Source organism: Enterobacter sp. 01-M-02-SI-ECC (genome assembly GCF_047530595.1).
GTDB lineage: Bacteria > Pseudomonadota > Gammaproteobacteria > Enterobacterales > Enterobacteriaceae > Enterobacter > Enterobacter cloacae_M.
The window spans coordinates 12859-35782 of record NZ_JBLKCZ010000008.1 but is presented as its reverse complement, the minus strand read 5'-3'; the positions used below and the strand labels follow the sequence as shown (position 1 = coordinate 35782).

The following is a 22924-nucleotide window of genomic DNA, read 5'->3' as shown; positions in this document are numbered from 1 at the left end:
GTTGCAAAACGAATGCTCCGAAAATAGTGATCTACCGCACATTTCCCTCCCCATCTACCGAAGCGAATGTCTACGCTTATAAGACGCCCGGATAAACCTGTCTTTTGAACACACAACCGGAGGTCCCTATCACCATGTTCAACCAGAAACTACAGGCTACCGAGAACATCGAGTTCGAGATTGCAGAAGAGCTGCGCTACGAGACCGATCCCTGCGAGTTGAAACTGGATGAAATGATTGAGGCGGAGCCGGAACCCGAAATGATCGAGGGGCTACCCGCCTCCGATGCGTTGACGCCCGCAGACCGCTATCTTGAACTGTTCGAGCATGTGCAGTCGACGCGGCTGTTTGCGGACAGTAAAACCTTCCCCGACTGCGCGCCGAAGATGGATCCGTTAGATATCCTGATCCGCTACCGCAAGGTCAGACGCCACCGGGATTTCGACCTGCGCCAGTTTGTGGAGAACCACTTCTGGATGCCGGAAACGTACGGCACAGAATATGTCTCCGACCCGGGACTCTCCCTGAAAGAGCACATTGATAACCTGTGGCCGGTGCTGACGCGCGAGCCGCAGGATCATATTCCCTGGTCTTCCCTGCTGGCCCTGCCGCAGGCCTATATCGTCCCCGGCGGGCGATTCAGCGAGACCTACTACTGGGATTCCTATTTCTCCATGCTGGGGCTGGCGGAGAGTGGCCGTAACGATCTGCTCAAGTGTATGGCGGACAACTTCGCCTGGCTGATTGAACGCTACGGGCATATCCCCAACGGCAACCGCACCTATTATCTCAGCCGCTCGCAGCCGCCGGTCTTTGCCCTGATGGTGGAGCTGTTCGAGGAGGACGGCGTGCGCGGTGCGAAACGCTATCTGGATCACCTCAAAATGGAGTACGCCTTCTGGATGGACGGCGCGGAGTCGCTGCTACTTAACCAGGCCTACCGCAGCGCCGTGCGCATGCCGGACGGTTCACTGCTCAACCGCTACTGGGACGACCGTGATACCCCGCGCGACGAATCGTGGATCGAGGACGTGGAAACAGCCCGCCACTCGGGTCGTCCGCCCAATGAGGTGTATCGCGACCTGCGCGCGGGTGCGGCGTCCGGCTGGGATTACTCGTCCCGCTGGCTGCGCGATCCGTCGCGGCTCGCCAGCATCCGCACGACGCAGTTTATCCCCATCGATCTGAACGCCTTCCTGTTCAAGCTGGAAAGCGCTATCGCCAACATCTCCGCGTCGAAAGGGGATAAAGAGACGGCAGAGGCGTTCCGCCAGAAAGCCAACGATCGCCGCGCGGCGGTGAACCGCTATCTGTGGGACGAGGAGAGCGGCTGCTACCGCGATTACGACTGGCGACGCGAAGAGCTGGCGCTGTTTTCTGCCGCCAGCATTGTGCCGCTGTATGTTGGAATGGCGACGCACGAGCAGGCAGAACGTTTGTCTGATGCGGTCAAATCGCGGCTGCTGACCCCAGGTGGAATTCTGGCGACCGAGTACGAAACCGGCGAGCAGTGGGATAAACCCAACGGCTGGGCGCCGCTGCAGTGGATGGCGATTCAGGGGTTCAAGCAGTACGGCAACGACTCGCTGGGCGATGAGATCGCCTGGAGCTGGCTGCATACGGTGAACCATTTTTATAAGACGCATCACAAGCTGATTGAGAAGTATCACATCGCCAGCAGCACGCCGCGCGAAGGCGGCGGGGGTGAGTATCCGCTGCAGGACGGTTTCGGCTGGACGAACGGCGTGGTGCGGCGGCTGATTGGGTTGTATGGGGAGCCTTAAGCGGGGTGCGGTCTGGTGCCCTCACTCTAACCCTAACCCTTTCCCCATAGGGGAGAGGGGACTGCACGGTGCGCTCTTCATCTCCCTCGCCCCTATGGGAAGAGGGCTGGGGTGAGGGGAAAAATGTTAGCGAATCACCTCATAAATGGCAGTCTGAATGGACTGCCATTTTTTCGTGGTGGCATCCGGCTGCGACTGCGCGCGGCGTGTGGCCATGTCGAGATCGTGCTGCTGGCGTTTCACCACCGCAGGAACGGTGCAGAAAGCTTTGAGATACTCTTTACGTACCGAGGTCAGAGACTCGCCGTTCGACATGGCGTGGCTGAGCGTGTTGATGAAGCGACGGCACGGCTTCTCTTCCACCATGTTCTGCCGGTAGCGTAACATCAGCTCCAGCACATCGTCATAGCCTGCCGACATCGCCTCTTCGGTCCAGGAGAGCTTCCAGTCCATGCCGCCCTGCAAAAACAGCAGGGTCACGCGGGTATCGTTGCGGTTAATGGCCGAGCGGAAATTATTCTCGTCCCAGGTGACCCCCATGCGCGTGAGCGTTTCGCGCGAAGAAGGCGTCTCGCGCATTTCCTGCGGAGAAGCCGCTTCAGCCGCGCTGGCGGTTGCAGGCTGCGGTTTGCTGCTGGTCACCAGCCAGAAGCCCCCCGCCACGATAGCAATCACCATGACGCCAACCGCCCCCCATAGCGCACCGGAAATGAGCTGCTCGCGTTGTTCGGGGGTACGCGGCGCGCGCTGGGTCGGCTTTTCAATGGTGTCACGGACTTCAAACAGATCCCCACCGGTGACCCGATCCATTTTCTGCGCCTTTTCCCAGAAGGTATGCAATTCGCTGGCATCTACCGCCATGAATCCGGCCGGATTGACGCGCGTTCTCCCCTCTTCAAACGCGCGCTGAACGGGCCGCGCGATCTGCGCATAGTAGTTATCCAGCAGCTGGATTTGCGCCGAGCTTAACGTTTTTTGAACGGTGATGCTGTTGCGGATTTGCCGAATGTCATCGAGGAAGGTTTGCAGCGTTTTGCGCGGTTCAACCAGCAGCGTCAGCATGGACGGGTCGCTGAACAGCGAAGCGTAATAGCGGCTGAACTCTTTTTTATCCACCAGCATCTGCGCCAGTTCGCTGAACATCATGCCGCTGAGGACATCATTGATCTCGCCAAGCTTCAGCCAGCGCCGCACGCGGTCAGCGTTAAACAGGGTCTTAAGATGGTTGTTCAGCCGCACCTGATCGGGCCAGGCCTGCTGGATGAGCCCTTTAATCATCAGCTCAATCGCGCGTACCTGCTTGTGCGCCTGCTGCTGCTGGAGTTCGCTTCCCGGTGCCAGGTCAGTGCTGTAGGTCAACAGCGGCTGCTGCAGGCGAAGATGTTCCAGAGCGGTCACAAACCGTATCGCCGCAATAAGCTGGTTTTCACTCACATCCTGTCCGCTTTCATACTGCGGAACGCGCTGCTGCAGCAGGCGCAGCTGGAGCGTAAATTCCGACATCTCGGCATCATTCAGGTTGAGTTTTTTCGCAACGGCTCCCCAGCCGCCCAGAGCTAATCGCGCGCTGTCGAGTTGTTCCAGGAACCAGCGTGGATCTTTGCCCTCAGAAGCATGTACATTCAGAAGGAGTAAAATTTCCACCGACGCATGGCGAATGACCGCCAGACAGTGTTCAAACTGTTCGCGAATATGATGTGATGTGCTGAGAGTCATTGTTTTCCTTAAGCGACAACGAAGACATCCGGAATGGGCACGAAACGCCCTTTATTCTTTTTATTTATACGCGGTTAACCATACCTGACTTTCTGTTGAAATAAAGTGACAACCCTAAAATGATTTAAAATGTTTCAGGAGAATCTGAATGCCGGTTTTAATTACCTCTCGCCTGACCTGTTCGCCCCTTCAGGAACAAGACTGGCCCTTTTTTCTGGCGCTACAGCAGCACCCGGACGTGATGCGCTTTGTGGCGGAAGACCGTCCCGTCGCGGCGATCCGCGAGGCGTTTGATTCGCGCCTGGCCCCATGGGCACCGGGCAGCGCCCACTGGCTTTGTCTCGTCGTACGTGACACCGCCTCACAGGCCCCGCTGGGCGTTACCGGGTATATTCAGCGGGAGGAGGACTGCGCAGAAGTGGGCTTCCTTTTCGCGCCCGAGGCGCAGGGGAAAGGTTACGGCTTTGAATCCCTGAAAATGCTTTGCGATTACGCTTTTCATCAGGGCGGTATACGGCGACTCACCGCCACCGTCACCGCGGGAAATGTCGCGTCAAGACGCCTGCTGGAAAAAGCCCGCTTTCGTCTGGAAGGTGAATTACGCGAGAGCTATTACCTTGCGGGGCGCTGGCAAAATGACTGGCTATTTGGTTTATTACAGCAGGAATACCTGAATAATAATTCCTGACCAACCGCTTTTTAGCAGATATTTCCCGGACGTCGTTTCCTCTTTAATGTCACTATTTAGAGGAAACGAATATCAAACGTCATTCGCTGAAAATATTCTCAGCGGCCGCTGCGTTAATAAAAAAACATCCGGGCCTTTCTCTGGAGAAATATCGTGATGAAAATGGGTTATCGGCTATGGCTGCCTGCGTTCTTTATCACTGTCAGTATGCAGACACATCCATACTAAGGGTTTCCTTAAGGGGCTCCTTCCCCCTAAGCCCGTGTATCACAGGAACATACCGCCTGATACTTCAATACGTTGCGCATTCATCCAGCCCAGCTTATCGCTGAGCAGTGCCGCAACGGCATCGCCAATATCGTCCGGCAGCCCCACCCGTCCCAGCGCCGTCTGCGAGGCCAGAAGCTGATTCAGCTCCGTGTTGTCGCGCACGCGTCCGCCGCCAAAGTCAGTTTCTATCGCGCCCGGCGCAATAATATTGACGGAAATTCCGCGCGCGCCCAGCTCTTTCGCCTGATAACGCGTCAGCACTTCCATCGCCCCCTTCATGGCCGCGTAGGTCCCTGAGCCCGGCTGGGTAAAACGGGCCAGCCCGCTGGAGACGTTGAGGATACGACCCCCGTCGTTAAGCAGCGGCAGCAGGCGCTGGGTCAGGAAGAAAGGTCCTTTGAAATGAATGTTCAGCGCTTCATCAAACTGAGCCTCCGTCGTGTCGGCATAGGGCGCGTATAAACCCGTTCCGGCATTGTTCAATAAATAGTCAAAGGTTTCGCGCTGCCAGACGGTCTTAAGGGTTTCCTGAAGCTGTCGGGCAAAATGATCAAAACTCGTGATATCACCGACGTTGAGCTGTAATGCCGCTGCGTTGACGCCTTTTTGCTGAATTTCATGCACAACATCCAGCGCTTCCTGCTGGCTACGGTTGTATGTCAGGACAATTCCCGTGCCGTCTGCCGCCAGCTTTAACGCAGCGTTTTTGCCCAGACCACGGCTACCACCCGTCACTAATGCGATACGTTCACTCATCATAAACCTCGTTTTGGCTGTTAAGGAGATTGAGAAAGAGCTTATTAGGTGATAGAAAATCAATAAAGATGGGTTAAAACGCTTCACTGTTTCACCAGAAACAACAATGAGCTTCCTCTATGGATAAAATTCACGCAATGCAGCTGTTCGTCCGCGTCGCGGAACTGGAAAGTTTTTCCCGCGCGGCCGAAACATTAACCCTGCCGAAAGGCAGCGTCTCGCGGCAAATTCAGGCCCTGGAAAACCGGCTTGGCACCCAGCTATTGCACCGCACCACGCGCCGCGTCAGCCTGACGCAGGACGGCATGGTCTATTACGAACGGGCGAAAGATCTGCTGGCAAACCTTGATGAACTCGACGGTATGTTTCAGCACGATCCCTCCAGCATCAGCGGTCGGCTCCGCGTGGATATGCCCGTCGGCGTTGCTCGAAATTTAGTCATCCCCAAACTGCCTGCTTTTCTGCAGCACTATCCGGGCATTGAACTCGAGCTCAGCAGCAGCGATCGTCTGGTGGATGTGATCCGCGAAGGTTTTGATTGCGTGGTGCGCGTCGGCACTTTGAAGGATTCAGGGCTGATTGCCCGTCCGCTGGGCAAGCTGTCGGTGATTAACTGCGCCAGCCCGGACTATCTGGCGCGATTTGGCTATCCGGAAACCCTGGACGATTTAGGCTCGCACGCCGTGATCCACTACGCCGCGATGCTGGGAACCCGCCCGCAGGGCTTTGAGTTTTATAACGGCAGTGCGACGCAGTGGATTAAAACGGGCGGGGTGTTAACCGTCAACAGCACGGAAACTTACCAGGCTGCCTGTCTCGCCGGGCTGGGCATTATTCAGGTTCCGCGGGTTGGGGTGCGCGATTTACTGCGCGCGAAGAAACTGATTGAGATCCTCCCGCAATACCGGGCCGAACCGATGCCCGTCTCCCTGATTTACCCTCACCGCCGCAACCTCTCCCGCCGGGTCCATCTGTTCATGGAGTGGCTTACCGAACTCACAAAAGCTTACGTGGACTAGCCGCAAGCTATAATTCAAAAACACATCCAGCTCAACGAAAAGGAAAATGCGCGTGACGCCGGAAAACAACCCGCAACGACCCACCCAACATTTAGAGTACGAGCCCGTCAAAAAGATGGAAACCGGGCCAGAAGAGGCCAAAAAGCCAGGCACCGCCAGCAAAGCGCTGGGTACGGTTACCAGCATGGCAGAAAAGATCCAGCAGCTTCCCATGATTGCGCACCTGATACGCGCCACAGAACGGTTTAATGACCGCATGGGGAACCAGTTTGGTGCCGCCATCACCTATTTTTCCTTCCTGTCGATGATCCCAATCCTGATGGTGTCGTTTGCGGCAGCCGGTTTTGTGCTCGCGTCGCACCCGACGCTACTGCAGGATATCTTCAATAAGATCCTGAATAACGTCAGTGACCCGACCCTTGCCAGCACGCTCAAGAGCACCATCAATACCGCCGTTCAGCAGCGTACCACCGTGGGTATCGTTGGTTTGCTGATTGCGCTTTACTCCGGCGTTAACTGGATGGGCAACCTGCGCGAGGCCATCCGCGCCCAGTCGCGCGACGTCTGGGAGCGTAAGCCGCAGGACGAGGAGAAAATCTGGGTGAAGTATCTCCGGGATTTTGTTTCGCTGATTGGCCTGCTCGTCGCGCTGATCGTGACGCTTTCCATTACCTCCGTGGCGGGCTCGGCGCAGCAGATGATCATCTCCGCACTCTATCTTGATTACATCGAATGGCTGAAGCCCGCCTGGCGCGGCATTGGGCTGGCCATTTCCATCTTTGCCAACTACCTGCTGTTCTTCTGGATCTTCTGGCGCTTGCCCCGCCATCGTCCGCGCAAGAAGGCGCTGATTCGCGGCACGTTGATTGCGGCGATCGGCTTTGAGGTGATCAAAATCGTGATGACCTACACGCTGCCGTCGCTGGTGAAATCCCCTTCTGGCGCGGCTTTTGGCTCGGTGCTGGGACTGATGGCCTTCTTCTACTTTTTCGCGCGCCTGACCCTGTTCTGCGCGGCATGGATTGCCACCGCCGAGTACAAAGGCGACACGCGAATGCCCGGTAAAACGCACCGCTAGCCACGCTCTCGGGCTGAAATTTCAGCCCGATTCATCATTTCAGCATATAAATCCAGTCCGTAACTTTTATTTAACCGAAAACCAGTTTAATTGACTAATATTTAAAATCTGTGAAGCATTTCATAGACGTGTTTTCGCTGGCCTGAAAATTATCCGCTTTTTGTTGCTTTTATCACCAGCGCGCGGCTTTGTTACAGATTGAAATGTCGCTTTTGCTGTGCGTAATATGGCCTTTCGTTCGACAAAAATAAGAAAATATTATGCAAGCAACCGCCACCACACTCGACTCAGGAACGGAAAACGTTCCGGTAAACTCGCGCAATAAAGTTGTCGTCGCCTCGCTGATTGGCACCGCCATTGAGTTCTTCGACTTTTATATTTATGCCACCGCCGCGGTCATCGTCTTCCCGCATATTTTCTTCCCGCAGGGCGATCCGACGGCAGCCACGCTGCAGTCTCTGGCGACCTTTGCCATCGCGTTTGTTGCGCGTCCGATTGGCTCTGCGCTGTTTGGACACTTTGGCGATCGCATTGGCCGAAAAGTCACCCTGGTGGCCTCGCTGCTGACGATGGGCATCTCCACCGTAGCCATCGGTCTGCTGCCGACCTATGAAACCATCGGCATTCTGGCGCCGGTCCTGCTGGCACTGGCGCGTTTTGGTCAGGGTCTGGGGCTGGGCGGTGAATGGGGCGGCGCGGCGCTGCTGGCCACCGAGAACGCCCCGGCGCGCAAGCGCGCGCTGTACGGTTCATTCCCGCAGCTGGGCGCGCCGATTGGCTTCTTCTTTGCCAACGGGACGTTCCTGCTGCTCTCGTGGCTGCTGACGGATGAACAGTTCATGAGCTGGGGCTGGCGTCTCCCGTTTATCTTCTCAGCCGTGCTGGTGCTGATTGGCCTGTATGTGCGTGTTTCGCTGCATGAGACTCCTGTTTTTGCGAAAGTGGCCGCGGCGAACAAGCAGGTGAAAGTGCCGCTGGGTACGCTGCTGACCAAACACGTCCGCGTGACCGTACTGGGCACGTTCATCATGCTGGCAACCTATACGCTGTTCTACATTATGACCGTCTACTCCATGACGTTCAGTACCGCCGCCGCGCCGGTTGGCCTGGGGCTGCCGCGTAACGAAGTGCTGTGGATGCTGATGATGGCGGTGATCGGGTTTGGCGTGATGGTTCCGATTGCGGGTCTGCTTGCGGATAAATTCGGTCGTCGTGCAAGCATGATTACAATCACCACGCTCATCATGCTGTTTGCTCTGTTCGTCTTTCCGCCGCTGCTGGGTTCAGGTAGCCCGGCGCTGGTGATGGCCTATCTGCTGATTGGCCTGAGCCTGATGGGGCTGACCTTCGGCCCGATGGGCGCGCTGCTGCCCGAGCTGTTCCCGACGGAAGTGCGTTATACCGGCGCGTCGTTCTCCTACAACGTTGCCTCTATTCTGGGCGCGTCCGTTGCGCCGTATATCGCCACCTGGCTGCAGGCGAACTATGGTCTGTTCTATGTGGGGGTCTATCTTGCGGCCATGGCGGCGCTGACGCTGATTGCGCTGCTGCTGACGCACGAGACGAAGCACAAGGCTCTGTAATTCACTGCGGCCTGATGCCCTCCCGGCCCTCTCCCACAGGGAGAGGGAGAAAGGGAGCTACTTCTTCATCTGCGACAAAATAGTCCGGCACTGATTAGCTTCGCCCTCAGACGGCGAAATCAACGCCAGCAGCGCTGCGGCCGGGGTAACCAGTGTCGCCAGGGCCGCAGCCACCGCACCGCGCGCAATCAGCGGTCCGGGCTTCACGCCCGCCTGCGGGTTTTTGAAGGTTCCGCGCACGTAAAGCGGCGAGCGCAGGGTGATGATGCGGATCCCCTTACTTTCCGGGTCAATCGTCAGATCAAGCTGCTCCGAGGCCATGCTGGCGGTCCCGGTCACGTTAATCACCGCGTTTTCCGTGTCGAAGGCAAATATCTGCGGACGCGCCACGCCGTTAACCAGATCCAGATTGGCCGCCGCGCAGTTTACCCGCACCTCGTCATCACCGAAGATTTGCCCGATGACGTAGTTACCGACGTTCAGCCCCAGGATCTCCATCAGGTTTCGGCTCACCAGCCCGTCGTTCATCAGCAGCTTCAGGTTACCATTGCCGCTGCCCAGCAGCGCCGCCACCGAGTTCCCCACGCCGCGAATGTCGGCATCACCGTTCATTTCACCGAGGGTTTTCTGCATCAGTTCTACGTTCGGCATCAGCTCTTTCAGCTTCAATCGACGCGCCTGGATCTCCGCTCTTCCCTGCATCGGCTTTTTATCACCTTCCAGATGAATATTCGAGGAAATCGTCCCGCCCGCCATGCCAAATTTCAGCGGCTGCAGGCGCAGATCGGCGTTTTTGAGGAGGATATGGGTCGAAAGATTGCTGATCGGCAGCGTACTGCCATGTTCAATTTTTCCGCCTTTGAAGCGCACATCCGCATCCATCACGTCCCATTTGTCGGTTTCGAAGCGATCGTATGGCAGCACTTTGCCGGCAGGCTGAACATCCTTTTTGACCTCTTTCGACTTGGTCCCTTTACCCGAGTCCACGCCAATTAGCGGGCCCAGGTCGGCCAGCCGCAGCTGACGGGACTCAACATCCCCTTCCAGTTTCGGGCGCGGTTTTCCGGTGGTGTAGGTCAGGGTGCCGTGGATATCGCTATCGCCGATCCGGCCGTTGAAATCCCGGTAGTCAAAAACGGACGCTTTTTCAGTATCGATTTTGGCGACCAGATGCCCGTCCGTTTCGAACGGCGGGGTATCCGGCAGCAGCACGCCGGTGAGTTCATACAGCTCGCCCAGCGAATCGCCGGCAAATTTGAGCTGAAGGTCGACGCCGCCCATATTCATCGGATCGTTGACCGTTCCCACGAACGCCACGCGGGTATTCCCGGAACGGAAGTCCGCCTGCACCGGGAACGGCGTGCCTTCGCTCCGCAGCGCCAGCATGCCGCCGATTTTCCCTTTACCGCTGAGAGGCCGATCGTTGTAGCGTCCTTTTGCCGTCAGGCCGAAGACATAGTCACCCACGCTTGCCGCGTCGCCTTTTGCTTTCGTGCCCGTGATCTCGCTAAACGGCAGCGGTTTGCCCAGCGGATCGACCAGGATCTCCACGTCCGCCTTGCTGACCTTATCGTCGATGGCGATCCGTCCGCGATCGAAAAGAATATTGTCGAGACGGAATGACCAGGAAGAAGGCTGGGCATTCGGATCTTTTTCGCTGTCGCTGGCAAGGTTAAACGTCCAGTTGTTGTTTTTTTCTGAAAGTCGGATCAGACGCGCATCGGGCTGCTGAAGTTTGATCCACGGCAGATAGACCGTTTTGGTGAGGAGCGCTAACGGAGCCAGCGTGGCTTCAACGCGCGGCAGGTGGATCATGGTGACGTCCGGGATATCCGGCGGGTTGCCGAGAATAATGTCGTCGGCATGGACGTGTGGCCAGGGGATCCAGCTTCGCCAGCCTGGCTCCTCTTTCTGACGCTCCCACACCACCCCTAAATCACCGCGTATGGCGAAGGGGCGGTTCAGTTCGGTTGAGACTTTCTGGTTGATGGTCGGCTTGAGACGGTTCCAGTCAAACGTCGCAATAATGATGGCGACGACCACGATCAACAACAAGAAAATCCCTGCTGTCCAGGAGATTACCCTGGTTGTTCTCGTCATTTTTATCCCCTTTCCTGATGACCTGTCCTGTAAAACTATAGTCCAGACAAAGGGAAGCGGGCTTATCAGAGGGTCGTTATAACGCTATCGAGGCGATCCATGGGTACCGGGCGGGAGAGATAATAGCCTTGCGCCGCCGCTGCGGGGGAGTTTTGCACATCACGCCACTCTTCCAGTGTTTCCACACCTTCAACAATCACGCCCTGGCAATAGCGGTTCATCAGCTGTAATAACAGCGTAAACAGATTCCGCCCTTCCGGGGTTTGACGCAGCATAATGAACAGGTCGCGGGCCACTTTGATGTAGTCGTAGCGCACTTCACTCAGGGCGGAGAAGTTCGCCATGCCGGTGCCAAAGTCATCCAGCCACAGCGGGCCGTATTCGCATATAGACGCAAACGAGGAATCCTGCGGCAGGCGGACATGCTCCACCAGCTCAAAGCGCATCCACGGCAGGGTGGCGATCAGCTCCTGCAATTTTGCGTTCTGACGCAGCGCCAGCAGGGTTGGACCATCGACGTTTACTGAGGCGAGGATATCGTGCTGTTCGAAAAAAGGTTGCTTCGTCGCCAGCATACGAAGCTGCTCTTCCAGCACGTCCAGACGCTGGCGAACGGCAACTTCGGCAAAATAGCGATCCGGCGCGATGCGCTGAGTAGGGTTTGAGGGATGCGTAACGACGGTCAAAATTTCAATTGCCATCAGTCGACCATCTGTTCGGTAGATCGGCTGATAGGTGTACGCACGCTCACATTGCAGCCAGTAGCGATGCTCCTGCAAGTTCTCAATACTTGCCTCAGGCGTAGTGCTCAGCCGCTGGATAACCTGCTCTGACTTCATTTCAGATGTCCTGTTGTTGGGATAGCCTTTCTGGACTCGTCACAGGATTATCGGCGCGACAATTGAGAACTTTATGTTCAATTCACCGGGAAAATGAAATTAAGATGACAGAAATGCGCGGGAACACGCGCTGGCTCAAATAAAATAATGGAACGTTGTTTTAATATAGTTGACCGGTTAATTCACTCAGCGCACACTGCTGATAATTCTTCTGTTCAGGTTCACGACTATGTCCAAAAAAATTGCCGTGATTGGCGAATGCATGATTGAGCTGTCACAAAAAGGCGCGGAAGTCAGCCGCGGATTTGGTGGCGATACGTTAAACACGTCCGTTTATATTGCCCGTCAGGTTGCGCCTGACGCGCTTACCGTGAACTACGTGACCGCCCTGGGTACGGACAGCTTCAGCCAGCAAATGCTGGAGGCCTGGCAGAGTGAACATGTTGAAACGTCGCTGATTCAGCGTATGGAGAACCGCCTCCCGGGGCTTTATTACATCGAAACCGACAGCACCGGCGAACGCACGTTTTATTACTGGCGTAACGAAGCCGCGGCCAAATTCTGGCTGGAGAGCGACGCGGCAGCGGCCATCTGCGAAGAGCTGGCGACCTTTGATTACCTCTATCTGAGCGGGATTAGCCTGGCGATCCTGAGCCCTACCAGCCGTGAAAAGCTGCTCTCGCTGCTGCGAGAATGCCGTGCAAACGGCGGCAAGGTTATTTTCGATAACAACTACCGCCCGCGCCTGTGGGCCAGCCGCGAAGAGACGCAGCAGGTCTATCAGCAGATGCTGCAGTGCACCGACATCGCCTTCCTCACGCTCGACGATGAAGACGCCCTGTGGGGTGAGAAACCGGTAGAGGAGGTGATTGCACGCACGCAGGCGGCAGGCGTGAGCGAAGTGGTGATTAAGCGCGGGGCGGATTCATGCCTGGTTGCGGTGGCGGGTGAAGCGCTGGTTAACGTGCCGGCGGTGAAGCTTGCCAAAGAGAAAGTGATTGATACCACGGCGGCCGGAGATTCATTCAGCGCGGGCTATCTGGCAGTACGGCTGACGGGTGGAACGCCGGAAGCTGCGGCACAGCGTGGTCACCTGACGGCCAGCACGGTGATTCAGTATCGCGGGGCGATTATTCCGCGCGAGGCGATGCCTGTTTAAGTCAGGTGCGGGCTGATGCCCTCACCCTAACCCTCTCCCACAGGGAGAGGGAATGTCTACGCATTACTGCCCCTGCGGAATATCCGTCGCGTCCGGATGTAAATCATCAGCCGTGGCGGCCTGCGCTGGCTGCGGCGCGGTAGCCATAATGGAATCCCAGGTTTTCTGAAGTTCCTTCATGTCATATTCCGGCTCGCCCTTCGGCTGCAGGAGGATCAACGCCATCTCCTGCGACAGCTGCTGACGGAGGTCCTGATTGAGCATATCGACGGTCAGACCGTTCAGGAAGTCCTGACGCAGTTTCTGGTACTGTTCCGGCGCAATGTCCACCACCTGGTTCTGCAGAGAGCGAATACGCTGGCTGATCAGAATGTCGGTATCGGCGCGAGCGTAGGTCGCAAACAGCTTCTGCAGCTCAAGTTTTTTCTGCGCCACGAGAGCGTTGAATTCCTCTTCGGAAAGCCCCTCTTTACGCACTTTTGCCAGTTCTTTTGCGACCACGCCCAGATTGGCATTCAGCTTATCGCCCGGCGACTCAACGTTGATGGCGCACTGCGCACGCTGGAACAGCACGCGGCAGTCAAAGCCAAGACCGATATTCTTCACGTTGTTCTTGCTCAGCGTCTGCTGAACGTGCCAGAACAGCGCTTCACGCGCCAGATCGGCACGCCAGTAGCGCAGCATCGCCGCGGACTCGCGGATGGGCTGCCAGGCGTTATCCCACATGACGGAGAGGCGATCCTGACGCACGGCGTCCGTCATAATGCTGACAGGCTCTGCACGCAGCGGAGAGAGCGTCGGAACAGGGGCTGGTGTTTCACGCTTGCCTTTCAAATCACCAAATGCTTTGTTGATCTGCTCCACCACCGCGCGGCTGTCCACGTTACCGACCACGATCAGCGTCATCGCATCCGGGGTGTACCACTTCTGGTAGAACGATTTTACCTGTTCGGCGTCTACCGGCTGTTTCAGCGGTTCGGCCGGGTCATGTCCCAGTAACGTTGAGCCTTTCAGGCGGTAACGCCACCAGCCCTCTTTGGTATCTCCAGGCCAGGTCGCCACCATGTCGCTGTTGCTCAGCGCATAGTTGACGGTGTCCGGCGTAATCGCCAGATTGCCAGATGCATCGGAGAGATACGTAAGTGCTTCTTTAAGCAGATCGTTACGGTTATTAGGCAGGCTCAGGTTAAACATGGTGTAGTCATACGAGACCACTGCCGGTGGGAGCGGGCGTTTCGGATCGATGGCCTGCTGCCAAAGCGAACGCACCTGAACCGCTTGCAGGCTGCCGCTCTGCGTGAGCGCCAGCCGGGGAATAAAATGGCTAAAACCGGTTTGCTGGGTGCTTTCCGTGAGGGAACCGGTATTAATGGACAGACGGATTTCTACACGGTCACTGGGACGTTGCGGAGTGACTAAAACCTGCCACTGAAAACCGTTCGCTAATGTCCCTTGTTGCCAGGCCGGGTCTGGCTGGAGCGCATCTGCCTGCACATAACTGGCTGCTGCCATCATCAGCAAACCGCCGGTTAAGAGTCGAATTTTTGTGCCCTGCATGTGAACCCCTGATCAACATTCCTGGTTAAAAAAGAGTGTTTCGCGACGCGCTTCACTCTTAAAGATGACGATGAAAACACGTCGATTAGACCGCGCGTTCGGCAAAACGTCACGGTCAGAAGTGAAATATACCCAAAAAAAATCTTGTCGAATTATGACAGGTACGAACAGTTATTATGCGCAGGAGCCCGCATCCCGACAAGGGAATACGGGCATTTGTGACAAGATTAAGAGGTTAAGCCAGGATTTTTGCTGTCAGTTGAACGATTATTCAGAGTATCGTCGAGCTTTTTGTGATCCAGCTCTTTCACCCATTTCGCCACCACCACCGTTGCCACGCCGTTACCCACCAGGTTGGTTAACGCACGCGCCTCAGACATAAAGCGGTCAATACCGAGAATCAACGCCAGACCCGCCACCGGCAGGTGACCCACAGCGGAAATGGTGGCAGCCAGCACGATAAATCCGCTGCCCGTCACCCCTGCCGCGCCTTTAGAGGAGAGCAGGAGCACCACCAGCAGGGTAATCTGATGGAAAATATCCATATGGCTGTTGGTCGCCTGAGCGATAAACACGGCCGCCATCGTCAGGTATATCGAGGTGCCGTCCAGGTTGAAGGAGTAGCCCGTCGGGATCACCAGCCCGACCACCGATTTACGGCACCCCAGCTTTTCCATCTTGTCGAGCATACGCGGCAGCGCCGATTCTGAAGAGGAGGTCCCCAGAACAATCAGCAGTTCTTCGCGGATGTAACGGATAAATTTGAAGATGTTGAAACCCGTCGCGCGGGCGATGGAGCCCAGCACCACGACCACGAAAAGGATACAGGTGATATAGAAGCAGATAATCAGCTGACCCAGCTGCACCAGCGTACCGACGCCATACTTACCGATGGTAAAGGCCATCGCGCCGAAAGCACCAATCGGCGCCAGGCGCATGATCATATTGATGATGCCGAAAATAACCTGCGAGAAGCTTTCGATCACATTAAAGATAAGCTGGCCTTTGCTGCCCAGACGGTGCAGGGCAAAACCAAACATCACGGCAAACAGCAGAACCTGCAGGATGTTTCCGCTGGCGAACGCGCCAATGACGCTGCCCGGGATTACGTCCAGCAGGAATGCCACCACGCCCTGATCCTTCGCCTGCTCGGCATACACCGCGACCGCTTTGGCATCCAGCGTTGACGGGTCTACGTTCATCCCCGCGCCCGGCTGCACCACGTTGACGATGATCAGACCGATAATCAGCGCAAGGGTACTGACCACTTCAAAATAGAGAAGCGCCACTGCACCGGTACGACCGACCGCCTTCATGCTTTCCATGCCAGCGATGCCCGTCACGACGGTACAGAAGATCACCGGAGCGATGACCATTTTAATGAGCTTAACGAACGCGTCGCCAAGCGGTTTCATTTGCGCGCCCAGCTCAGGGTAATAGTGACCCAGCAGAATACCGATGGCGATGGCTGTCAGGACCTGGAAATAAAGACTTTTGAAGAGTGAGGTTTTCATAAGGTGTCCTTGGGAAGAAAAACCACAGGCTTTGTAAGGTTATGGTTAACCTGCGGCTTTAAAATAACACCCACATAACAGGACAGAAATAAACTCAGTTCAAATTTGAAACACAAATGTTAAGAACTTTGAGCTGGCTCGCACAAGCCAGCAACAAAATTACACTTTTGCGTTATTGTCAGCACCAGAAAGGTATCGTTCTTCAAAGACATCCGAAGGAACAGCAGGGGCAAAAAGGAAGCCTTGTCCGCTCTCCACGCCCGCCTCTGCCAGCCAGGTGCGCTGCGCTTCGGTTTCAATTCCCTCGGCAATAAGATGCAGATTAAGGCTGCGCGCCATCTGGATAATCGCCTGCACCATGCTGCTGTCGCCCGGCAGACCGTCGACAAACGCTTTATCAATTTTGAGCACATCCACCGGAAGGGTTTTCATGTGCTGAAGCTGACGCAGCCCTGCGTACCCCATGCCAAAATCGTCCAGCGCGATGCGAATGCCGGCATTACGCAGCGGTTTCAGGATCGCGACCGCCTGATTAGGGTCGTCGATGCGTCGGCTCTCCGTCACTTCAAGAGTTAACGTATCAGGCTTGATTCGGTAACGATGGATCAGCTCCAGCATCTCTGAAACCATGGTCGGGTGCATAAGCTGCAGGGCAGACAAATTGACCGACAGCGGCAGCGTTACGCCGCGCTCCTGCCAGGCGGCAAGCTGACGGCAGGACTCTTCCAGCACCCAGTAGCCGACGGTAACCATCAGGCCGCAGGACTCAATGCGCTCGATCAGCCCTTCCGGCAGCTCCCATGAGCCATCCGGCTGCTGCACGCGCAGCAGTGCCTCGGCGCTTTTCACTTCTCCCGTCTGCAAATTCACCTGCGGCTGTAGCCAGAGGGCAAACTGGCGGTTATCCAGCGCGGTCAGGATGTCGCTCTCTTCCGTCAGGCGCTGCTGCGCCTTTTCCATCTCTTCCGGCGCGAAGAACTGGATCTGATTTTTGCCTTTGCGCCGGGCGGTGAATGCCGCCGAGAACGCGCGATGATAAAGCTGCTCTGCCGTTAAATCGCCATAGTACATCGCAATACCGATACTGGCGCTTGGACGAAGCTGGATCCCCTGAATGGGCAACCGCTCATTAATGACAGTGAGTACTTGCTGACCTAAAGTGATCGCATGCCAGGGTTCTTTTACGCCGTTGGCAATCACCACCAGGTCGTAACCGCTGACCTGGGTCAGCACCATGCGCGGGGCCAGGACAGACTTCACTTTTTCGACCAGAGTCAGCAGCAGCATTTCGCGCTGGCTCTCCCTGAGCACGCCAGCCGTGTCCTGCAGGGTTTCACAGGCGATAACCATCAGCGCCGTAGTTTGCTGACGGGCAACGGTCTGCTCCAGCATCGCCATCAGGAAGGCTTTATTAGGAAGCTCCGACACCGGGAAGCGCGTGGCGCTGCTGTTTAACTCATCCTGCTGGCGCTGGATGCGCTGCTGGTTGAGGTTGTAGCTGCGCACCAGCATACCTATCTCATCGTCATGATGCAGACGCGGGAGCTCAAGCTGATGTCCCATCTGATCCTGCGGCGCAAGCGTATTCAGCTCGCGGGCGATACGGCGCAGCGGATGAACAATCAGCCGGTTAATGCACCAGGTGAGCGCCACGCTGAGAATAAGCGTCATAAGTAAGCAAGTGGTCACTAACGTAACCACCCAGCTCATGACGAATTTATACATGCGGTAGGAGTCCGCCTGTAATACCAGGTAGGCCAGCGGCTGCGGGTTGGCAGGGCGTTCGAGCGAATAAACGGGCAGCGAAATTTGCACCGGCAGTTCAAACAGGCGCATCACCATCATCGGGACGGGACGCTCCGGGATAAAGCTCATCCGCAGCGCCTGAAACTGGTTGGGCAAGACCACATCGGCGCGGCTCACGACGCCGGCAGGCTGAATGCGTTTTAAAATGGTTTCCGCTTCGGGAATATCCCCTTTCAGGATAGAGGCAGAGAGCGGGCCGCGCACCGAGCGGGCGATACTTTCTAACTGCGAAGCCGTGTTATAGCGATTCTGCTGTACGGAATGAAACAGCAAAATTACGCAGAAGAGCAGTACAAACAGCATGGTGACGGCAGAAACCATCGCCATCTGTTTGATTGTTAAGGAACGGCTGACACGCAAAATGACTCTCCACAAAACTCGAAGCGCAGGGCGCGCCAGGGTGTAAACCTGGCGCGCCTGAGTATACCCGATTGCCGCGCTATTAAGAGAGACTTACAAATGGATTAAGGAAAATCCGATTACCAGTCCGCGTAAGGGATAAGCGGCTGCGGCGGTAAGTCCATATCGCCCTGCCAGCCTGCAGCAGAGTAACGCACATAGATCAGCGCATGGCTTGGGGTATAGTCTTTCGCTTCCTGAATATCCACGCCCATGCCCACAAACCAGTTGGACGTTACGCGGCGTTCGATAATGGCCCGCGCGGTATAACCCGTGCCTGAGGAGCTGCTGCCGGTTTCCATCGCGCCCCGGTCGGTATAGCGGTCTGGCTCATCGGTCGGGATCAGGTTCTGGATCGGGTAGCGCAGCTCGTCTTTGGTTTTAGAGTGAGACCAGGACACCGAGCCGCCCAGCTCCCAGGACCAGTTCTCCGTGCGTTTACGCCAGGTCACCGGCAGCGCGAAAGAGACATACTCCTGCGGGCTGTAGTAGCCGCCCTGACCCAGGGTATACCCGCTCAGGTCTTTGTCATAGTGCCAGAGCATATTGGAGACGCCGACCGTCAGGCGCTCGTTGTTTTTATTAATGAGCTTGTAGTAGTAACCCGTCATCCAGCGGACGCGCCAGTTATCTTCCACATTTTTACCCGTCAGCGTTTCCGCGTTCAGGCTTGACCAGACGCCGTTCGCTTCCCCTTTGTCATAGCTCATGCTTACGCCGCCACCGGTGGCACGTACGCCGCCCCAGGTGGTGCCGGTGTTAGTATCTTTTTGCCCGGCGAACGCCAGCAGGGAGCTGGAGATTGGGCGGCGATGGGCGTTAACGGTATAGCCGATGGGGCCCAGATCGCTGCTGTAGCTGATACCGCCCACCACGTCGACGACGTCAAAGCCCATTGGCGTAGTGCCAATATCCATCGCCCAGGTTTTATTCTGCCAGCCGACGGCGACGCTTGCGCCATTGTCGGACTGATGGGTGTTGCCGCTACACGGCGTTTCGTAGCAGGTCCCCCATTTTGGATCGTAGGTCCCGTTATTGTTATCAAATGAACCGGCGTCCATGTTGACCAGATCGCTTCTGAAGAACATGCGCCCGTCAGACAGCGGGGCATCCACCTGCAGCATGGTGGTGTGCGCTTTCAGGTCGGAATAGCCGCCCGTTCCGCTGGAACCCCAGTAGTCGTGCTGCAGCGTGACGTTAACATCCTGCTGACGGTACAAGTCACCGGCATCACTGCGCACGCCGCGCTTCAGCCAGTCGTCCTTTTCATCGTTACGCGTCAGACGAGTAAAACTGTCGTTGTCGGCCGGACGCGTCGTGGTGATGCCCGTCGACACCATCGCGTCTTTATAGGTTTCCAGCGCCTGCTGAGGCTGACCGTTTTGCGCCTGGAAACGCGCGGCATCACGTAACACCAGCGCGTTTTCCATGGAGCCGGGCTGCGATTTAGCCTGCGGAATGATTTTGTTGAAGGTCTGTTCTGCGGCGGTGGAATCGCCCAGGCCTGCCTGCGCCATCGCGATCCGGCGCTGCATGTTGAGCGACAGCGGCTGGCCGTTTTGCGCGGCGGGCAATTTCGCCAGCTCTGCGCGCGCGGCATCTTTGTCACCCTGCGCGCTGTAAATCTCGGTCAGGCCGAGGATCGCGTCTTCGTTCTGCGGTTCACGCTGCAGAACGGCGCTGTACGTCGTTTTCGCCGACGCCAGATCGCCGCGCTGCTGCGCCCAGTCCGCCAGCGTCAGGTCGATGCGGGTGGAGATCGGCTGCTGACGCAGAAGGTTTTCCGCCTCCTGCTCTTTGCCGCTGTCGCGCAGACGGTTGGCGGTTTCCAGCACCTGGTTGCTTTGCAGGCGGTCGGCAAGCTCCTGAATATTGCCGTTCCACTGGCTGCGCGGCAGCGTGTCCAGATGCGCCAGCGCGGCGCGGTCCTGATCGTTGCCGGAAAGATAGAGCCCGCTGGCGTACACCTGATCCGGGTCGGACGGTTTCTGTCTGGCAAGCTGACGCATCAGGGTATCCGCCTGGCTGCGCTGACCCGCGCTGTAGAGATCGCGCGAGAGACGATAGGTTATCCACACGTCGCCGGGAGAGAGCGCCAGACGACGACGCTGAATCTCTGCCGCCTGGGCGTATTTCCCCTGATTTTCCAGCTGTTCTGCCTGAGCGGAGAGCTGCTCGTTGGTCAGGCTGCGTTCAATATCATCAATGCTCCGGCGCTGGCTGGCGGAGAGAGACTGGATAAACTGCGAGGCCTTCTCCGGGGACTGGGCACGGTAAATATTGGCCAGGCCGCGGACCGCATTGCTGTTGCCGCTGTCCATACGCAGCGCCTGGCGATAGTAACGTTCCGCCGCGTCGTTATCTTTACGCGCGGCGGCGGCATCGCCCAGCCCCAGCACGGCATAACTGTCGGTATTGTCGATACCGCGCGCCTGCTGATAGTAACGCTCCGCCTGCGCAGGGTTATTCGCCTTCAGGGCCGCATCGCCCTGCTGGATCAGCAGCCAGTAGCGGTTGACCTTCAGCAGACTGTCCCATTTACCCCGGTTATCGCTCTGGGGATCGAGGGCTATCGCCTTTTCAAACTGCGCCACCGCGCGGGCGCGGTCGCCTTTCTGGGAATAGGCCTGGCCAAGGGCGCCTACCGCTTCACTGTCGGCATGGTTGGCGCTGACGGCTTTTTGCAGCTCAGCCACCGCCTTACTCCCCTGCCCGGCATCCACCGCCGCCAGCCCTTCCGCTTTCGCGCGGAACGCCGGGTCAGCGAGCTGTTTTTGCTGTTCTTCGAGCTGGGCACGCGCCGCCACGACGCTATCACCACTGCTGAATATGCTCAGGTATTTTTGCAGCGCGCTGACGCTGGCGCTGCTGGCAGGCTGGCCTTTGATTTGGTCATACCACATATCAGACGCCTGGCTGCGCCCGTTGGTCGATTTAGCCATCTCCTGCAATACCGCAAAGCCTTCATCACGGCGTCCGCTCTGGAACAAAAGCTGGGACAGCGTCGCCTGCAGCTGCGTATTTCCGGGGCTGCTGGTGTTGATTTTCTTGAGCTGGTTAATGGCCGCATTCCGGCGAGCAGGATCTTTCGCGACCACATTCCAGTATTCCGTCGCCACGTCGCCGCCCGGCGGGTTGCCGTCAAACAGCTTGTCATAGGCTGCAATCGCCTCCTGCGTGTGTCCCGTTGTGGCGAGCAAACGCGCCTGCTGGAGCTGCTGGCGGCCATCCGGGGTGGACAGCAGCATCGTGTTGCGTGATGACTGGTATGCACTTGAGCCCGGCGCGATCCCTTTCAGACGATCCAGCTCTTTTTGCGCACCGGCGTTATCGCCCTGGCGCAGCAGGTAGCGAAAGCGTGCGGCAATGACGTCAGGGTTGTTCGGGTCAATCAGCTCAAGACGATAAAGCGACTGACGAACCAAATCCTCACGCTGTGTCGATTCGCCCAGCCGAACCTGTTCCAGCAGCTGTTTCTGCTGCGGAGAGTTGGCGGCCTCAGCCATCGGCATCAGTGCCAGGCCAAGCGATAAAGTGAGTAGATTTACTGTGAACTTGCGCATTCCTGGCCCCAATCCGGTATTAATTCACCTTTTGCGGTGAAGCGAAAACGATGCTGATCCCATCCTTGCCCAAAGAGAGTCAGCACGTAGCTGTAATAGGCATTATTATCGGGAAAATGGTCCGCAACGCGCTGGCGCTGAACCGCCTGGGCATCACGTTGTTGTAAAAACGGCAGCATGGCGGCAGAGAACCCGACCGGACCATTCCCGGTGCGTTTACCCGTCGCCACATCCACTTTCTCCGGCGGCACACCCCGTTTCGTTGTCTTTGCCACCATCGGCTGGAAGCGCGTCAGCAGCCGGGCTTTCTGAGGATCTTTATCACTCATCATTCCCACCCAGAGATAAACGCGGATGGCGTCGTAGCCGCCCACCAGAGATTTATCCTGCTGTAACCGCCAGCCTTTGTTTTTCTGATACTGAACCCAGTCCGGCGAAAAACCTTTCGGCGCGCTCTCCAGCAGCAGACGCTGATTGGTTTCACGAAGCTGGGTCCACGGGGGACCAAAGCGCGTGAAATAACTCGCTAGCTGCGGAGGAAGATAGCTGGGGTTAAAACGCCAGACGTTTTCATCGGCAAAACCGACTTTACCGGGAAGCAGCATTGCGCCGAGCCCCGGCACTTTCACCACTTCCTCACTGACAATGCGTTTCAGCAGCGCCTTACCCGTGCGGGTATAGTCCGGATGTTTCCACAACCGGCCCGCTTCGAGCAGAGACCAGGCGATCCAGACATCGGCGTCAGAGGCGGAGTTGGTATCAATCACCGCCCACGTCTCTTTATCTTTCTGGCCCCATAGCCAGGCGGGCAGGTTGTCGTTGAGATTGCCGCTGGCAAGATTATCGCGCGTCCAGGTCAGCAGCTGGTCAAACGCGCTGCGATCGTTCGCCGCAAGGGCAAAGAACAAGGCGTAGCTTTGCCCTTCCGAGGTCGTAATTTTGCGCGTGTCGCTGGGATCAACGACACGCCCGCCCTCACTGATGTAGTCCTTTTTAAACTGCTCCCAGGCAGGCCAGGTACAGGCGGCGCGAAGAGGAAGCACCGCCAGCATCACCGCTGCTAATACACACCAGCGAAAGGCTTTCATCACAT

Annotated in this window: 15 protein-coding genes and 1 pseudogene; 7 read left to right on the top strand and 9 right to left on the bottom strand. The window is 56.9% G+C overall.

Annotated elements, in window-relative coordinates:
• The first annotated feature begins 134 nt into the window (after positions 1–134).
• On the top strand, positions 135–1784 hold the full coding sequence (locus ACMWLG_RS12555) for an alpha,alpha-trehalase (RefSeq protein ID WP_045355923.1): 1650 nt from the start codon (positions 135–137) through the stop codon (positions 1782–1784).
• Between the two features lie 126 nt (positions 1785–1910).
• Here ACMWLG_RS12555 and ACMWLG_RS12550 read toward each other — a convergent pair whose 3' ends face one another.
• A complete protein-coding gene (locus ACMWLG_RS12550) occupies positions 1911–3500 on the bottom strand; it encodes an STY4199 family HEPN domain-containing protein (protein WP_045404748.1) in 1590 nt (529 codons plus the stop codon).
• Between the two features lie 148 nt (positions 3501–3648).
• On the opposite strand from ACMWLG_RS12550, the gene ACMWLG_RS12545 reads away from it, so the two are divergent.
• Both ACMWLG_RS12545 and ACMWLG_RS12540 read left to right on the top strand, forming a co-directional pair.
• Positions 3649–4188 carry a GNAT family N-acetyltransferase gene (locus ACMWLG_RS12545; protein ID WP_045404750.1) on the top strand — a complete coding sequence of 180 codons (540 nt, stop codon included), beginning with the start codon at positions 3649–3651 and terminating at the stop codon, positions 4186–4188.
• 71 nt (positions 4189–4259) lie between these two features.
• Positions 4260–4358 (top strand): annotated as a pseudogene (locus tag ACMWLG_RS12540) (lysozyme); the annotation flags it as partial.
• A 97-nt stretch (positions 4359–4455) separates the two neighbouring features.
• Here ACMWLG_RS12540 and ACMWLG_RS12535 read toward each other — a convergent pair.
• A complete protein-coding gene (locus ACMWLG_RS12535) occupies positions 4456–5214 on the bottom strand; it encodes an SDR family NAD(P)-dependent oxidoreductase (RefSeq protein ID WP_045404752.1) in 759 nt (252 codons plus the stop codon).
• A gap of 119 nt (positions 5215–5333) precedes the next feature.
• Here ACMWLG_RS12535 and ACMWLG_RS12530 point away from each other — a divergent pair, with 119 nt between their 5' ends.
• From ACMWLG_RS12530 to ACMWLG_RS12520, 3 genes are all read left to right on the top strand, one after another.
• Positions 5334–6233 carry a LysR family transcriptional regulator gene (locus tag ACMWLG_RS12530; RefSeq protein WP_045404754.1) on the top strand — a complete coding sequence of 300 codons (900 nt, stop codon included), beginning with the start codon at positions 5334–5336 and terminating at the stop codon, positions 6231–6233.
• A 52-nt stretch (positions 6234–6285) separates the two neighbouring features.
• Positions 6286–7311, top strand: coding sequence for an inner membrane protein YhjD (gene yhjD, locus ACMWLG_RS12525; RefSeq protein ID WP_045404789.1), 1026 nt, complete (start codon positions 6286–6288; stop codon positions 7309–7311).
• A 260-nt stretch (positions 7312–7571) separates the two neighbouring features.
• Entirely contained in the window at positions 7572–8894 is a 1323-nt protein-coding gene (locus ACMWLG_RS12520) for an MFS transporter (RefSeq protein ID WP_414762989.1), read from the top strand.
• 57 nt (positions 8895–8951) lie between these two features.
• On the opposite strand, the gene ACMWLG_RS12515 is transcribed toward ACMWLG_RS12520, so the two are convergent.
• Both ACMWLG_RS12515 and pdeH read right to left on the bottom strand, forming a co-directional pair.
• Positions 8952–10994 (bottom strand): AsmA family protein, encoded by a 2043-nt coding sequence (locus ACMWLG_RS12515; RefSeq protein WP_045404758.1) that lies wholly within the window; start codon positions 10992–10994, stop codon positions 8952–8954.
• A gap of 65 nt (positions 10995–11059) precedes the next feature.
• On the bottom strand, positions 11060–11833 hold the full coding sequence (gene pdeH / locus ACMWLG_RS12510; RefSeq protein WP_023309584.1) for a cyclic-guanylate-specific phosphodiesterase: 774 nt from the start codon (positions 11831–11833) through the stop codon (positions 11060–11062).
• Between the two features lie 229 nt (positions 11834–12062).
• Here pdeH and ACMWLG_RS12505 point away from each other — a divergent pair, with 229 nt between their 5' ends.
• Complete coding sequence (locus tag ACMWLG_RS12505) at positions 12063–12992, top strand: sugar kinase (RefSeq protein ID WP_045404761.1); 930 nt, start codon at positions 12063–12065, stop codon at positions 12990–12992.
• A gap of 63 nt (positions 12993–13055) precedes the next feature.
• On the opposite strand, the gene ACMWLG_RS12500 is transcribed toward ACMWLG_RS12505, so the two are convergent.
• The 5 genes from ACMWLG_RS12500 to bcsZ all read right to left on the bottom strand — a co-directional run bounded on the left by ACMWLG_RS12500 (position 13056) and on the right by bcsZ (position 22919).
• Positions 13056–14549 carry a M16 family metallopeptidase gene (locus ACMWLG_RS12500; RefSeq protein WP_045404763.1) on the bottom strand — a complete coding sequence of 498 codons (1494 nt, stop codon included), beginning with the start codon at positions 14547–14549 and terminating at the stop codon, positions 13056–13058.
• A 227-nt stretch (positions 14550–14776) separates the two neighbouring features.
• Positions 14777–16063 carry a dicarboxylate/amino acid:cation symporter gene (locus ACMWLG_RS12495; RefSeq protein WP_023309587.1) on the bottom strand — a complete coding sequence of 429 codons (1287 nt, stop codon included), beginning with the start codon at positions 16061–16063 and terminating at the stop codon, positions 14777–14779.
• Between the two features lie 159 nt (positions 16064–16222).
• Positions 16223–18229 carry a biofilm formation regulator HmsP gene (hmsP, locus tag ACMWLG_RS12490; protein ID WP_045404767.1) on the bottom strand — a complete coding sequence of 669 codons (2007 nt, stop codon included), beginning with the start codon at positions 18227–18229 and terminating at the stop codon, positions 16223–16225.
• A gap of 119 nt (positions 18230–18348) precedes the next feature.
• Complete coding sequence (gene bcsC / locus ACMWLG_RS12485) at positions 18349–21831, bottom strand: cellulose synthase complex outer membrane protein BcsC (protein WP_045619725.1); 3483 nt, start codon at positions 21829–21831, stop codon at positions 18349–18351.
• A complete protein-coding gene (bcsZ, locus tag ACMWLG_RS12480) occupies positions 21813–22919 on the bottom strand; it encodes a cellulose synthase complex periplasmic endoglucanase BcsZ (RefSeq protein WP_045404772.1) in 1107 nt (368 codons plus the stop codon). Before bcsZ ends, bcsC begins: the two co-directional genes overlap by 19 nt.
• Positions 22920–22924: the final 5 nt, after the last annotated feature.